The following is a 14175-nucleotide window of genomic DNA, read 5'->3' on the forward strand; positions in this document are numbered from 1 at the left end:
ATGTCCAGGACCATGGCGAACGTTTCCGGTATCCCGACCGCTTCGATCGCGACGTCCACTCCGAGACCGTCGGTGAGGGCGAGCACCTGGTCCTTCCAGTCGGCGTCGGTTGACACGATGCTGTGGGTGGCACCGAAGAGTTTGGCCTGTTCCACCCGGTTGCGGTCGATGTCGATAGCGATGATCCGTGCCGGGCCGTAGAGCTGGGCGGTGGTGATCGCGGCGAGTCCGACGGGGCCGGCGCCGATCACGGCGACGACGTCACCGGCTTTGACGGCTCCGTACTGCACACCGATCTCGTGGCCGGTCGGCAGGATGTCCGAGAGCAGTGTTCCGTCCTGGGCACTGACGCTGTCCGGAATTTTATAGAGGGAGGTTTCTGCATAGGGAACGCGGACCAGTTCGGCCTGCGTCCCGTCGATGAGGTGCCCGAGGATCCAGCCGATTCCGGAGGTGCCCTCCTCGCCCAGGCAGTGGGAGAACACTCCCTGCTTGCAGTAGTCGCAGTGCCCGCACGCGGAGATGCACGAGATGATCACCCGGTCGCCGATCATCAGGCTCGTGACCGCGGATCCGATCTCGGTGATCGTTCCCACGCCCTCATGTCCCAGGATGCGCCCGTGGTCCACCGTGGGAACGTCACCCTTGAGGATGTGCAGGTCGGTGCCGCAGATCGTCGTGGTGTCGATCCTGACGATGACGTCGGTCGGCTTCTGAAGGGTTGGATCCGCGACGTCCTCCCAGGCCTTCTGCCCCGGACCGTGATAAACAAGCGCTTTCATCGAGATTCCTTCGACTGGCCGAGGCGCTTTCGCTTGAGAGCTGCGTTCGGCGGCGTCCCTGTTCCCAGGAGTTGCGCCAAGCATAACCGCTCGACTATTGCGCCGGATGCAAGGGAAACGATTGGCGGAGGCCCGCAGTAGCCGACATTCGCGGCTTCTCTGCTCGCTCAAAGCAGTGCCGAAGGGCCATCCCTGCAGACAGGCACTTCGGCCCTACCTGCCCGCACGGGAACCAAGGACGATCAAAGAAGCATCGTTCCTCAGCAGACAAGGACCAATCATGGGAAACATCCCGATACCAGACCGACGAGCAATCGTAGTCGGCGTTGATGGCTCTCCATCGTCCATTGCTGCCCTGCAGTTAGCAGCTAGCCTGATCCCACTCGCTGGCAACGTCATTCAAGTAGTCGCAGCATGGCAGTATCCCGTTGTGTTCGGCCTCTACACGCCCATGGAATGGAATTATGAGGAACTAGCGGAACGGGCGGAATGTCCGGTCCTCGTCTCCCACGGGGCGCTGCAACTGCCCGAAGGTGAGGCCATAGCCCTACCACCCGTCGGAGCATCAGCATGACAAACGCCCGGTCGAAACCCGTCGTTGGGTCCGACGGCGTGGACGGCTCAGAACGCTGCGGAAGCATCTCCCCTCGTTACAGGAACCCGCGGCCTGGGAGGTTGCTGTCGGACGCGCCGGAAGTTTCGGTGTCGGATCTGTTGTCAGCGACGGGGTTGGAGGCTTCCCGATTTGTCACAGCACCTGTCAGTGTTGCGCCGCTATCACCTGGTGGTATCCGGGCGGCGCGGACGCCAACAGTTCCATGCCCGGGCCGATCCAGCACTACGTGAGAGTCCTTTCGAAGATTCGGCCCCTGCTGCCCGGATACCGCGACTATGCGCAGGTACCTCGCACCTGGAAGGGTGATCTGATTGCAGGGCTCACAGTGGGCATTGTCGCTTTGCCGCTGGCGCTGGCGTTCGGCGTCAGTTCCGGGGCAGGAGCTGCCAGCGGCCTGATCACTGCCGTGGTTGCGGGCCTGGTAGCCGCGGTTTTCGGGGGATCCAATATCCAGGTCTCCGGACCCACCGGAGCGATGGTGGTGGTGCTGGGTCCGGTGATCGCCGTGCATGGCATCGGCGCGCTGGCTGTGGTGGGTGTTCTGGCCGGGCTGATGGTAATCACCGCAGGGATCCTGAAACTCGGTCGGGTCGTGACCTTTCTACCTTGGCCGGTGATTGAAGGCTTTACCCTCGGCATTGCAGTTATCATTTTCCTGCAGCAGGTGCCCGCGGCGTTCGGCGTGGATCCCGGATCCAGCAGTAACGCTGCAGTATCTGCCGTTTAGGCCATCGCGAGCACGTCCATGGTCGAGCTCGTCGGCCCGGTGGCCCTGGTTGCAGTCGTGGCACTGATCATGGTCGCTGCCCCGAGGATTCACCCTCAGATCCCAGGATCGATCATCGCCATCGTCGTTGCCAGTGTGATCGCCGAAACCGCCAACCTGCCGGTGGCCAGAATCGGCGCACTGCCCGACTCCCTCCCTGCCCCAACCGCCCCCGGGTTGGATTGGGACCTGATCCTCACTCTCGCAGGACCGGCAGTAACAATCGCTGCCCTGGCCGCGATCGAGTCATTGCTATCAGCGCGGGTTGCTGCCTCCATCTCGGATACAGGCCCTTATGACGCGGACCGTGAATTGGTCGGTCAGGGGCTGGCATCCGTGGCCTCCGGATTCTTCGGTGGCATGCCTGCCACCGGTGCTATTGCACGCACTGCGGTGAACATCCGCTCCGGCGGACGGACCCGCCTCGCGGCGATCACCCACGCCCTGGTCCTGCTCGGGGTCGTCTACCTTGCCACCGGCCCAGTCTCCCGCATCCCGTTGGCGGCCCTCTCAGGAGTGTTGATGGTCACCGCGGTGCGCATGGTCTCCGTCTCCAGTTTGCGCAGCGTGGTTGGTTCGACCCGGGCTGACACTGTCGTGTTCCTCGTGACGGCGGTGATCACCGTATTCCTTGATCTGATTCAGGCAGTGGAGATCGGTGTTGTGGTGGCCGCCTTTTTCGCTTTGCGCTCACTCGCGAACTCCAGCGGCGTTCACCGGGAAGAAATTCCAGGGCCGCCCCAGGACGGGGACGCAAATATCGCCGTCTACCGCCTTGACGGGGCGCTGTTCTTCGCTGCCGCGGAACGGGTACTGGATCGGGTCAGTGCAATCCGCGATGTCGATGTGGTGATCATCCGCATGTCGCAACTGCAGACGCTCGACGCGACCGGGGCGCGGGTGATCACCGATCTCGTCCATGCCCTGGAGCGCCGCGGCATTACCGTGCTGATCAAGGGTATCCAGGACCGCCACCTTCGCCTCATCACCAAGGTCGGCGCGCTCGAGTCCCTGCGCCACCACAAGCACCTCTTCGCCGAGCTCGAACCGGCGGTAGACCACGCCCGCGACCATGTCGTCCGCAACCGGGCCGGACGGACATCAGCCCTTCCCGGCCAGGACCCCGCCGCATTCACTACCCATGGGAGACAACAGAAATGACTCCCACGACCACACATGGGGGGCAGGGGAGGTGCTGGGCTGATGATCGGTGCCGTTGTGGGAGGACCCGGCATGGCAATCGGTAGGGGAATCGGGGCAGGTGTTGGCCTCATGGCACACGGATCACCTCGGGTCTTTCGGCCCTGCCCTCCGGCGTCGTCGCTGGATACCGTAGAAGGATAGGGTCCCGGAGGCCGTTCATCGCACAGGCATCAACGAATCAGCATCGAGGCAGGCACACCACAACCACACCTTCAGTTCAGGATGAATTTTGGGACACACAAGGCCTGTCGTGTGGATCCAAGCGTCTCAGGAACGACGAAGTCTGGGCACTGGTGGGGTCAGCGCCCCGCCACCGTCCAGGACGCGAGATGACATGCAATTGCTCCACGAGCACACCATCACCTCCCACCTACTGGGGAGCTCTCCCCGTCGCGTAGCAGCCGGCGTGCTGCTGCTTCTGCTCCTGCCGTTGATCGTAGGATGCGGCTGGGGTGTCGTTCTCGTTCGGCGGTACACCCGTTCCGTACGACCCGGCCGCAGCAGGCGTCATCTGGTCCGCCTCGGCGTGCTCGCCATCGCGTCGGCCGGCGTGGTCGTACTCGCCGCAGGGCTGGTTCGCCCGGCGTCCACCCGGCAATCATCGGAGCTGACGGTGGGCAGGTGATCGGGAGCGTCGCGGAGATCGTCGACGTGCCGGTCGGTGGCCATGACCAGGCCATTCTGCTCCGCGGGGTCTCTACCGAAGCCCCTGTCCTGCTGTTCCTCGAGGGAGGTCCCGGAGGCACCGGTATCGGTCGGATCCGCAACTCAGGACAGGACCTGGAGCAGGACTTCGTCGTCGCCACCTGGGACCAGAGAGGAACGGGCAAGTCCTATGACGCACTGGAGCCGACCTCGACCCTCACGGTCGATCAGGTGGTGGAGGACACCCTCGAGGTCACCGAGTACCTGCGCGGCCGGTTCGATGAGCAGAAGATATACCTGGTCGGCAGCTCCTGGGGAACGATCCTGGGAACGTTGGCGGTCCAACGCTCCCCGGAGCTGTTCCATGCCTACGTCGGAACCGGCCAGATGGTCGATCCTTTCGAAACCGATCAACTGATGTATGCGGAGAGCCTGAAGGACGCAAAGACCCGTGGCGACAACGACATGGCCACGGCGTTGCAGGACCTCGGCGAGCCCCCCCCCTACAGGAACACGCTGGACTACCCGGTGGCGATCGCCTCCAACCCGAAGCTGATGAACTTTCAGCATGGCTCCGACTACAGCGCGTCGTCGGAATACCCCTCCAGTCTCTTCGTCGGCGAATACACACTTCTGGAGCAGCTGCGCGGCATGGCCGCGATTGCGGAGACCTTCAACGCCCTGTACCCGCCGTTGAGCGGAACGGACTTCCGCACCGACGTTCCAACGCTCGACGTCCCCGTCTACCTGGTCGAGGGCCGACACGAAGCGGCCGGACGGGAGACACTGGCGCGGGAATGGTACGACCTGCTTGCCGCCCCGAGCAAGAACTACGTCCAGTTCGCCGACTCGGGGCACACGCCCCCGTTCGACGAACCCGGACATTTCGCAAGGCTCATGTCCGACCTCCTTCCAGGGACAAAGGGCCCGTGACATGGAGCACGGCCAGACGCGACCGCGCACTTCAGTCCTGCCCGGTTCGACGACGCGAGGCAGTTCCTGATCGGGAACGGCCGGGTCTCCTATGCTGGGCCCATGGAAGCCTTCCAGCTCATGAGCGCAAAGCCGATTCTCACGCTGACGGTGAACCCGGCTCTGGACGTCAGCACCTCAACTGGGAGGGTCATCAGCGGTCACAAACTGCGGTGCGGCACGAGCCGCCTTGATCCGGGCGGCGGAGGCGTGAACGTGTCCAGGGTGATCCAGCGGCTCGGAGGGCAGACTCTGGCGATCCACACAGCGGGAGGCCCGACGGGGGAGGCCTATCGCCGGCTCATCGAGGCCGAGCACATCCCCAGCCTGGTCGTACCGATCCACGGGAGTACCCGCCAGAACTTCACTGTCGATGAGACTGCGACTGAGAAACAGTTCCGTTTCGTACTCGAGGGTCCGGAGCTCACTGAAGCGGAGTGGCGTGCATGCCTGTCCGTTGTTGCCGAATCGATCCCCGTGGGCGGCTATGTCGTCGCAAGCGGCAGCCTTCCTCCCGGGGTTCCGGAGGATTTCTATGCGCGGATAGCCCGTCTGGCCCGCAAGGGCGGCGCGCACTGCATAGTGGATACCTCCGGAGCGGCCCTCGCCCAGGCGCTGGCCGAGGGAGTTTTTCTGGTCAAACCCAGTCGGCGTGAACTGGGGGAACACGTCAACGCGGCACTCGACAGTGAGCAGAGCCAGATCGAAGCAGCCTCTGCACTGATTGCCGACGGGTCTGCCGAATACGTAGCCCTGACCCTCGGTGAAGCGGGAGCCATGCTCGCCACGAAGTCCGGCGTTATCCGCCTGCCGGTGCCATCGGTGCAGGTACTCAGCACCGTCGGTGCCGGTGACAGTTTTCTCGGCGCACTTGTCCTCCGGCTCGCCCAGGGCCACCCGATCGAGGTGGCGTTCCGGGCCGCCGTCGCCGCCGGAAGCGCGACCGCCATGACGCCGGCGACCGAGCTGTGCCACCGGCGCGACGTCGAACGCCTCGAAGCCGAACTCTCGGCCAGGGCACTTTGACCGGCATGGCGAGCCACAGCACCTCGGCACATCCGCCCGCCTCGTGATCTGGCCTGACTCCCGTCTGGACCGGAGTTGATCCGCCCCAAGGAGCGGGTATCCGGACTGGGCGCTGCCGTTCGTGACGTTCCGTCAGGGCTTTCTGCGCTGTTGGCCCACCTGTCAGCTCGAGTAGGTGTACCTGCCCGGCGTGTTGGAGCGGGACCTGGAGGTCGTGACATAGGATCCGCGAGGGGATGGCGTCAGGGCCGACCCTGTAGTGACGTAGGTGCCCTCGCTGTCTGCCGTGGCGGCTGAGCTCGAGATGTAGCTGCCGCCCAGCGGCGCGAACTTCAGGGGCCGGCGAGCGCGAGTCGGTGCTTCGGAGGAGATGGTTGCTGTGCGGTCGAGAAGTGTCATGGTGGTTCCTTCGGTGGTGTCCGGCCTGAACCTGGACAGTTGATGGCTGATGGGTGGAAACTCTTGCTGCACCGCGATTTCGGGCAGCACGCAGCACCCCGTCGCGGTCCGGAAGGACCGCGGGATGTGGTGCGGCTATGGGGCGGGTAGGGCGGCCACCTGGTTTCGGCACTGCCGGCAGAGGCCATTGAAAGTGACTTCTGCCGAGAAGACGGTGAACCCCGCGGTATCTGACGGAGTCAGGCAGGGTGCTGCTCCGATGACGCAGTCGACATCCTGAACCGCACCACACTGCACACACACCAGATGGTGATGGTTGTCCCCCACCCTGCATTCGAAGAGCGTCGCTGAGCCCGGAGGATCAAAACGGCGCACGAGCCCGGCTCCCGTGAAGGCGGCAAGGATTCCGTACACGGCCTGGGTGGAGGAGCCACTCAGGATGTCCTGCGCCTTCGCGAAAACTTTGCTCCACATTTGAATGCGGGTTCTGCTGCAGTACTTCCAGCACTGCGAGACGCGGCGCCGTGACCTTCAACCCCGAGTTCCGGATCGACTGCCGGAGCACGTCCGTATTCGAGGGGGAATCGGTCGGCGTCATGACCCAAGACCATCGGTTATTTTGGTTTAGTCAAAACAACTTCCCAGCCGATCCGGCGATGTCGGTGGGCGCCGGTACGCTGAACGGATGGCAACAAAGAGCTCTACGGCTGCGCGTGCGGGCCGCAGCAACAATCCCGGTTACCGGTGTGCTGAGTGCGGTTGGACGACGGCAAAATGGGTGGGCCGCTGCGGCGAGTGCCAGGCGTGGGGCACGGTCGAGGAACTCGGGCAACCGATTGCACGCACGACGGCGGCCGCCACCGTCCTGCGCCCCGCACAGCGCATTGCCGACGTCGACGCCTCCACCGCTGCATTCCAGCCGACACGGATCGACGAACTCGACCGCGTGCTCGGCGGCGGCCTCGTGCCGGGCGCAGTGATTCTCCTTGCGGGTGAACCGGGTGTCGGAAAGTCGACCCTGCTGCTTGACGTCGCCGCGCGGGTGGCGAACCTGGGGAGGGATGTCCTCTACGTGACGGGCGAGGAGTCTGCCGCCCAGGTGAAGCTGCGCGCCGAGCGGATCAAGGCGGTAGCGGATACCCTCTACCTGAGCGCCGAGACCGATCTGGGCCAGGCCCTCGGCCAGGTCGAGAAACTCAACCCGTCCCTCCTGGTCGTCGACTCGGTTCAGACCCTCAGCAGCTCGGCCGTCGACGGTACCGCCGGTGGAGTGACCCAGGTGCGCGAGGTGGCGGCGTCGATCATCAACGTGGCGAAGTCGAAGAACATGACCACCATCCTGGTGGGCCACGTGACGAAGGACGGCTCCATCGCCGGGCCGCGGCTCCTCGAGCACCTCGTGGACGTGGTGTGCCAGTTCGAGGGCGAGCGCCACTCCCGGCTGCGCCTGCTGCGCGCAGTGAAGAACCGCTATGGCCCCACCGATGATGTGGGCTGTTTCGATCTGACCGACGCCGGGGTGGAAGGCCTCGCCGATCCCAGCGGGCTCTTCGTCTCGCGGACCAAGGACCCGGTGTCAGGAACGTGCATCACGGTCACCCTCGAGGGCCGGCGTCCGCTGCTCGCCGAAGTGCAGGCGCTGCTCGCCGAATCAGCCACATCGCAGCCGCGCCGCGCAACAAGCGGCCTCGACAGTGCTCGCGTTGCGATGCTCCTGGCGGTGCTGCAGCGCAGGGCATCGATGGGCCTGCACAAGGACGACAGCTATGTGGCCACCGTCGGCGGCGTCAAACTGGGAGAACCTGCAACCGACCTGGCAGTGGCCCTGGCGATCGCGTCGGCCAAGACGGACCAGCCCCTCCCCTCCCAGCTCATTGCCTTCGGCGAGGTGGGCCTTGCCGGCGAGGTGCGCCCGGTCCCGGGCATCGCGCGGCGCATCCAGGAGGCGGAGCGGCTCGGCTTCACCCATGCGGTGGTTCCGGCGTCGCCCAACGGGCCTGGTCCCATCCCGAAAGGCTTCACGGTGCGGGAAGTGTCCACCCTCACCGAGGCGCTGACCCTGCTCTTCTGAATGTCACCTCGACCCGGTATCGGGGATTCAGCGCCCGGCCACTAGTATTATGTTCGGCTGCGTGGAAATCATGCAGCTGCTGCTTGCCCGGCGCCTCCTGGACTGAGGTTGCCCGTATGTGCAGGCCGGCAGCGCGAATTCTGAAAGGATTGGGCCATGGTTCGCAGTCCCGAGGACTCGCTGAAGGCCACCCTCGCACGTGTAGCACCCGGTACCGCCCTCCGCGACGGGCTCGAGCGGATCCTGCGTGGAAGGACAGGCGCGCTGATCGTGCTCGGCTTCGACCGTACGGTGGATTCGATCTGCTCGGGCGGCTTCGACATCGGCATCGACTTCTCGCCGACCCGCCTGCGGGAGCTCGCGAAGATGGACGGTGCAATCGTCTGCGACAAGGACGCCAGCAACATCCTGCGTGCCGCCGTCCAGCTTGTCCCCGACCACACCATCGAGACCCAGGAATCCGGCACCCGCCACCGCACGGCGGAGCGCGTTGCCATCCAGACCGGGCTGCCGGTCATCTCGGTGAGCCAGTCCATGCAGATCATCGCCCTGTACATCAGCGGGCTCCGGCATGTCCTCGAAGGCTCGGAACCCGTGCTGGCCCGCGCCAACCAGGCACTTGCAACCCTCGAACGCTATCGCGCGCGCCTGGATCAGGTGACCAACTCCCTGTCTGCCCTCGAGATCGAAGCGATGGTGACCGTCCGGGACGTGGCGGTGACGCTTCAGCGCCAGGAAATGGTGCGGCGGATCTCGGAGGAAATTTCGCAGTATGTCCTCGAGCTGGGCATCGACGGGCGCCTGCTGTCCCTCCAGGTCGAGGAACTGACCACCGGGCTCGGGCCAGGAAGCGAAATGGTGCTGCGCGACTACATAGACCTCGGCAACAGCCAGGCGCCGGTCGAGGAGCGGGTTGCCACCCTGCAGAATTTCAGTTCGACCGACCTGATCGACCTTGGAACCATCGCAAGCGTGCTCGGCTTCAACACCTCCACAGATTCGCTCGAAGCCGTGATCCAGCCGAAGGGGTACCGGCTGCTTTCCGGAATCAAGGCGGTCCCGCCCGCAGTGGCGAACCGGCTGGTGGATCACTTCGATGGACTCCAGAACCTGATGGCCGCCAATGTCGAGGACCTCATGGCCGTTGACGGTATTGGTGAACAGCGTGCCCGGACTGTCCGGGAGGGCCTTTCGCGCATCGCGGAAACCAGTCTGCTCGACAGGTTCATGTAGGTCCTCCCACGGGAGCGGGCGAAGGTGCCTACCCTTCGAGCACGAACGACGTCGCCCCACTCGTCAGATCCCCGAGCCGCGTCGTGAGGGCGTAGGTTCCGCCCTCCGGGACAGCCTCCACCGATTCACATCCTGGAGTAGTGCGCGTGCGCTCCCACGCCAGCGTCGCTACCTCCTCGGCGCCCGGCTCCAGAACCCGCGGGAGGTCCTGCGGTGCCTGCTGGCAGTCGGCGGAGGAGAAGACCCTGTCGGCCGGATCCGCAACCAGGAACTCCATCTGTGAGGTGCCGACGTTGACGGCGCACGCCGTCTCACTCTCGTTGCGCACGATCAGGCTCAGGACCGGTTCCTGCCCCGGAGCATAGGCCGGCGCGTCGGTTCTTGCCTCGACGACGATCTCGGCGGGATCACACTCGGGCTCGGAAGCCTCGGCAGGATCGGTAGCCTCCTCAGGTTCGGTAGTCTCCTCAGGTTCGCCGGTCGCCGTGGGCTCCGGCTCCGAAGCGGTGGGGGCAGGTTCGGCCGAAGCACTGGCGCCGGGGGCGTCCGTCGGAGCAGCGGCCGTCGGAGCAGCAGCCGGCGTCGACGCCGTAGCTACCGCACCGCCCGCTGCGGGGTCACCGTCGTCGCGGGAGAAAAGACCGATCACCATCACCATGCCGGCAACGAGTAGGGCCACGACCAGCAGCGCCAGGACCGCCGCGACGAGGCGCCGCCGGCGGTAGACCGCCGGGCTCGGGCGCCTTCGGGGCACTCCATGGCTTCCGTGCGTGCCCGGTGCGTGAACTGAATCCATCATTCAAGGCTAGGGAGCAGTGCGCCGATTGCCGACCGCACCACGCCGGTCAGTAGAGTATTGCTGACCATGAATTTCCAGAGCCCCCTGTTGTCCGCGCCGGAGAGCGGCCCGCCACGGGGACATGATGCCCTCCATTCCGCGATCACGGCATGGTTCGAAGCCTCCGCAAGGGTTCTACCCTGGCGGAGCGCGGACCGCACGCCGTGGGGTGTCTATGTCAGTGAGGTCATGCTCCAGCAGACGCCTGTGGTGCGGGTGCTCCCGGTGTGGACGGATTGGCTGGCAAGGTGGCCCACACCGGCCCACCTCGCCGCCGAGCCCGCGGGAGAAGCCGTCCGCCACTGGGGGCGGCTGGGATATCCCCGGCGGGCGCTCCGCCTTCACGCGGCCGCGACCGCCATGGTGGACCTCCACGAGGGCGCGGTCCCCTCGGACTACGACACCCTCCTCACCCTGCCGGGTGTCGGCGGCTACACCGCTGCCGCCGTCGCCGCTTTTGCCTTCGGTGCCCGCGAGACCGTCGTCGATACGAACATCCGCCGGGTCCATGCGCGCCTCGTGGGCGGAAAGGCCCTGCCTGCGCCGGCACTCACTGCCGCGGAGATGCGGCGCGCTGCGCTCCTTCTTCCCGAGGAGGACGCCCTGTCGGTGCAGTGGAATGCCGCGGTGATGGAGCTGGGAGCTGTGGTGTGCACCGCGCGGTCGCCGCGCTGCGAAGCGTGTCCGGTCCTGGAATCCTGCGCGTGGGTCGCCGCGGGTCGCCCGGAGCCGGACTACGTTCCCCGGGGGCAGGCCTGGGCCGGAACGGACCGGCAGGTGCGAGGCGCCATCCTGGCCGTCCTGCGCGAAGCCGAGGACTACCTTGTGCCGGAGCTGCTCGTGAGCGGCCCCGTGGATCTGTCGCCTCCGTCGGACAACTCCCGGCTGACGGCCCTCGACACCCTGCACAGGCTGCGCGCCCCGGCTCAGCAGGTTGAGCGCGCCCTTGCCGGACTTCTCGCCGACGGCCTGGCCCAGGAGACCACCGGGGGGATCGGGCTGCCCCGGTGAAGCTCCAGCAGGAACCCGCGCAGGCTACGCAGGCTCGCCGAACCCCGACACCACTGCGGCTTCGATCAGGTCGATGGCCGCCCTGGCATCGGGGCCCGAGGCTTCGGCGGAGACTTCCTTGCCCTGCCCCAGGCCGAGGCTCATCAGGAGCATGACGGACTTCGCGTCGACGCCGTTGATGGTGATCTCCGCATCGAGGTCCAGCAACCCGCCCGCGAGGAACGCGGCAGGCCGAGCATGGAGCCCCATCTGGTTGGGAAGGGTCCATGAGCCGCGAATTGTTGCCGCGCCGGCATCCGCAGGTGCCCGCGGGGAGCCGGGAGCGGCCGCGGAGTGCGTCACGAACGGCTCCAGGGCCTCCGGGTCGATCGAGACGACTGCCCCTTCGGCAGCCTTCAGCACCTCGTCGAGCGATGCTCCCCCCTGCGCCTGGACAGCCGCCGCTACTGCCCCCTCGACCAGGGCCGCCTGCGCCAGGCGCACTCTGTCCCGCTGCTCCGGGTCGAGGAACTCGAGCGCCATCTCGGCGGTCATGACCGCCGATCCGAGGTCGGTGAGGATCACGACGCCGCTGCCGCTGTCCGCCTTCGCGATGCCGTTCTGGACCTTCTCGAAGCTCGTCCCGATACGCGCGGCGCCCGTTCCACCGTCGGCGCCGCCCGCGGCGACCAGATCGACGCCGGATGCCATCTGGCCGGCCAGCTCGCACACTCCCTCGGCGATCTTCTCGCTGTGGGACACGATGACGAGTCCCACCTTCGCTGCTGCACTGCCGGAGTCACTCACGGGCGCTCACAGGTTGACTCCGCCGGCTGCCACTGCCGCCGCCTGCAGGATCATCGCCGTTGACACTGCACCGGGGTCACGGTGGTTGGCGCTCCGCTCGCCCAGATAGCTCGCGCGTCCCTTCCGCGCGATCAGCGGCTCGGTGGCGACCGCTCCGGCCTGTGCGGCGTTCGCTGCGGCGGACAACACTTCCTCCGCACTCGCTCCTGCGGACGCCGCCGTCCGCGCGGACTCGGCAGCCGGAGTCCACGCGTCGATCATCGTCTTGTCCCCCACCTCGGCCTTTCCTCGTGCCACCACGCCGTCCCGTGCGGCTTCGAGCATCGCCGCGGCTTCGTCCGGGCCTACTTCGACGGCGTCCCCGAGTGCCTTCGCTGCCCGGAGGAAAGCCGTCCCGTAGAGCGGTCCGGCCGCTCCGCCGACCGACGACATGAGCGTCATCGCCGCGCCCTTCAGGACTTCGGCGGGGGTGGCGGGGTCCGGACCGGCGTCGAGCTTGGCGACCACCGCGCTGAACCCCCGATCGAGGTTCTCGCCGTGGTCGGCATCACCGATGGCACGGTCGAGGTCGATGAGCAGGACCCGGTTTTCAGCGACGACCTCAGCTGCTCCGCGAAGCCATGCAACCGCCCACTGCGCGGTGAGCGCCACGGCTAGGCTCCCCAGCGCATGGCTGCCGTGTGGACCGGCGAGTCCCACAGTTCGATCAGTTCATCGTCGAGCCGCAGAACCGACACCGAAGCTCCCTGCATCTCAAGCGCCGTGATGTAGTTGCCGACGAGGGACCGCTCCATCTGGACACCCTGCGCTTCAAGCAGTTCGACCGCCTTGCGGAAGACGATGTACAGCTCGCTCGCCGGGGTGCCGCCCATTCCGTTGACCATGAGCAACACCCGGTCGCCTGCGGCGAGTGCGAGATCCGCGGTGATGGGTTCGAGCAGGCGCACCGTGATGCCGTCGGCGTCCTCCATGGCAATGCGGTGCCTGCCGGGCTCACCGTGGATGCCGATGCCGATTTCGATCTCGTCCTCGGCGAGGTCGAAGCTGGGCACTCCGGCGTGCGGGACGGTGCAGGCAGCGAGTGCGACACCCATCGACCTCACGTTGTCCACGACGCGCTGCGCGATGGCCGTGACGGCGTCCAGGTCATCGCCCCGCTCGGCTGCTGCTCCCGCGAGCCGCTCGACGAAAACAGTGCCGCCGACCCCGCGTCTGCCCGCCGTGTACAGCGAATCCTCCACGGCGACGTCGTCGTTCACCAGCACCGTTCGGACGGTGATGCCTTCCTCCTCGGCCAACTCGGCGGCAGTCTCGAAATTGAGGACGTCGCCGGTGTAGTTCTTGACGATATGGAGGACGCCGGCACCGCCGTCGACGGCCACGGTAGCAGGCAGGATCTGGTCGGGAGTGGGCGAGGTGAACATTGCCCCGGGAACCGCCGCGTCAAGCATCCCGCGCCCCACATACCCGGCATGCAGCGGCTCGTGGCCGCTTCCGCCACCCGAGACCAGGCCTACCTTGCCGCTGACCGGGGCGTCCTTCCGGGTGAGGAAGAGCGGATCGGGATGGACGGTGACGAGATCGGCATGCGCACGGCCGAACCCCTCAACGGATTCTGCGACCACTGCCCGGGGGTTGTTGATGAGCTTCTTCACGACGGCACGCTCCTTGGCTGCGAACAGGAAATAGAGGCCGGCGGACCTGCCTCATTCGGACCGCGTCGGCCATGGGACACACTACCTCGCGGCCACCTGCGTGCCTAGGGCCCGTCACGGCGGCTCCCGCCGGGTACCTCCGCCGAACGCGACTGCGGGAGGCTCCCGGTAC

General features: G+C 66.3%; 13 protein-coding genes and 1 pseudogene. 7 read left to right on the forward strand and 7 right to left on the reverse strand.

Annotation, left to right across the window (positions count from 1 at the left end; all coding sequences use genetic code 11):
* A partial coding sequence (locus Y704_RS0105130) for an alcohol dehydrogenase catalytic domain-containing protein (protein ID WP_026549319.1) occupies window positions 1-782 on the reverse strand: 782 nt, incomplete at its 3' end.
* Window positions 783-1600: 818 nt separating this feature from the next.
* Between Y704_RS0105130 and Y704_RS19125 the strand changes: the two are divergent.
* The 4 genes and pseudogenes from Y704_RS19125 (at window position 1601) to Y704_RS0105145 (ending at window position 6010) form a co-directional block, all read left to right on the forward strand.
* A pseudogene (locus Y704_RS19125) lies at window positions 1601-3325 on the forward strand (SulP family inorganic anion transporter).
* 376 nt (window positions 3326-3701) lie between these two features.
* Entirely contained in the window at window positions 3702-3992 is a 291-nt protein-coding gene (locus tag Y704_RS24360) for a hypothetical protein (RefSeq protein WP_051476714.1), read from the forward strand.
* The gene (locus tag Y704_RS19130; protein WP_051476715.1) at window positions 3989-4945 is read left to right on the forward strand and encodes an alpha/beta fold hydrolase; all 957 of its coding nucleotides are present in this window, start codon (window positions 3989-3991) and stop codon (window positions 4943-4945) included. The genes Y704_RS24360 and Y704_RS19130 overlap by 4 nt, the downstream gene beginning before the upstream one ends.
* 102 nt (window positions 4946-5047) lie before the next feature.
* Window positions 5048-6010, forward strand: a complete 963-nt coding sequence (locus tag Y704_RS0105145) for a 1-phosphofructokinase family hexose kinase (protein WP_026549320.1) — start codon at window positions 5048-5050, stop codon at window positions 6008-6010.
* A 162-nt stretch (window positions 6011-6172) separates the two neighbouring features.
* Here the strand turns inward: Y704_RS0105145 and Y704_RS0105150 are convergent, their stop codons facing one another.
* Both Y704_RS0105150 and Y704_RS19135 read right to left on the reverse strand, forming a co-directional pair.
* Complete coding sequence (locus Y704_RS0105150) at window positions 6173-6409, reverse strand: hypothetical protein (RefSeq protein ID WP_155850217.1); 237 nt, start codon at window positions 6407-6409, stop codon at window positions 6173-6175.
* A 135-nt stretch (window positions 6410-6544) separates the two neighbouring features.
* Complete coding sequence (locus tag Y704_RS19135) at window positions 6545-6883, reverse strand: Fur family transcriptional regulator (protein ID WP_343212814.1); 339 nt, start codon at window positions 6881-6883, stop codon at window positions 6545-6547.
* Between the two features lie 211 nt (window positions 6884-7094).
* Here Y704_RS19135 and radA point away from each other — a divergent pair, with 211 nt between their 5' ends.
* Together radA and disA are read left to right on the forward strand one after the other, a co-directional pair.
* The gene (gene radA / locus Y704_RS0105160) at window positions 7095-8480 is read left to right on the forward strand and encodes a DNA repair protein RadA (RefSeq protein ID WP_026549322.1); all 1386 of its coding nucleotides are present in this window, start codon (window positions 7095-7097) and stop codon (window positions 8478-8480) included.
* A gap of 156 nt (window positions 8481-8636) precedes the next feature.
* The gene (gene disA, locus Y704_RS0105165) at window positions 8637-9713 is read left to right on the forward strand and encodes a DNA integrity scanning diadenylate cyclase DisA (RefSeq protein WP_026549323.1); all 1077 of its coding nucleotides are present in this window, start codon (window positions 8637-8639) and stop codon (window positions 9711-9713) included.
* 28 nt (window positions 9714-9741) lie between these two features.
* On the opposite strand, the gene Y704_RS19140 is transcribed toward disA, so the two are convergent.
* Window positions 9742-10509, reverse strand: coding sequence for a hypothetical protein (locus Y704_RS19140; RefSeq protein WP_081747419.1), 768 nt, complete (start codon window positions 10507-10509; stop codon window positions 9742-9744).
* A 69-nt stretch (window positions 10510-10578) separates the two neighbouring features.
* Between Y704_RS19140 and Y704_RS0105175 the strand changes: the two genes are divergently transcribed.
* The gene (locus tag Y704_RS0105175) at window positions 10579-11562 is read left to right on the forward strand and encodes an HhH-GPD family protein (protein ID WP_081747420.1); all 984 of its coding nucleotides are present in this window, start codon (window positions 10579-10581) and stop codon (window positions 11560-11562) included.
* A gap of 24 nt (window positions 11563-11586) precedes the next feature.
* On the opposite strand, the gene dhaM is transcribed toward Y704_RS0105175, so the two are convergent.
* From dhaM to dhaK, 3 genes are read right to left on the reverse strand one after another with little or no spacing between them, the layout of a single operon-like run.
* The gene (gene dhaM, locus Y704_RS0105180; protein WP_026549325.1) at window positions 11587-12348 is read right to left on the reverse strand and encodes a dihydroxyacetone kinase phosphoryl donor subunit DhaM; all 762 of its coding nucleotides are present in this window, start codon (window positions 12346-12348) and stop codon (window positions 11587-11589) included.
* Window positions 12349-12354: 6 nt separating this feature from the next.
* Window positions 12355-12999, reverse strand: coding sequence for a dihydroxyacetone kinase subunit DhaL (gene dhaL / locus Y704_RS0105185; protein ID WP_026549326.1), 645 nt, complete (start codon window positions 12997-12999; stop codon window positions 12355-12357).
* Between the two features lie 2 nt (window positions 13000-13001).
* On the reverse strand, window positions 13002-14003 hold the full coding sequence (gene dhaK / locus Y704_RS0105190; RefSeq protein WP_026549327.1) for a dihydroxyacetone kinase subunit DhaK: 1002 nt from the start codon (window positions 14001-14003) through the stop codon (window positions 13002-13004).
* Between the last annotated feature and the right edge of the window lie 172 nt (window positions 14004-14175).

The organism is Arthrobacter sp. Br18 (assembly GCF_000520555.1).
Classification (GTDB): Bacteria; Actinomycetota; Actinomycetes; order Actinomycetales; family Micrococcaceae; genus Arthrobacter_D.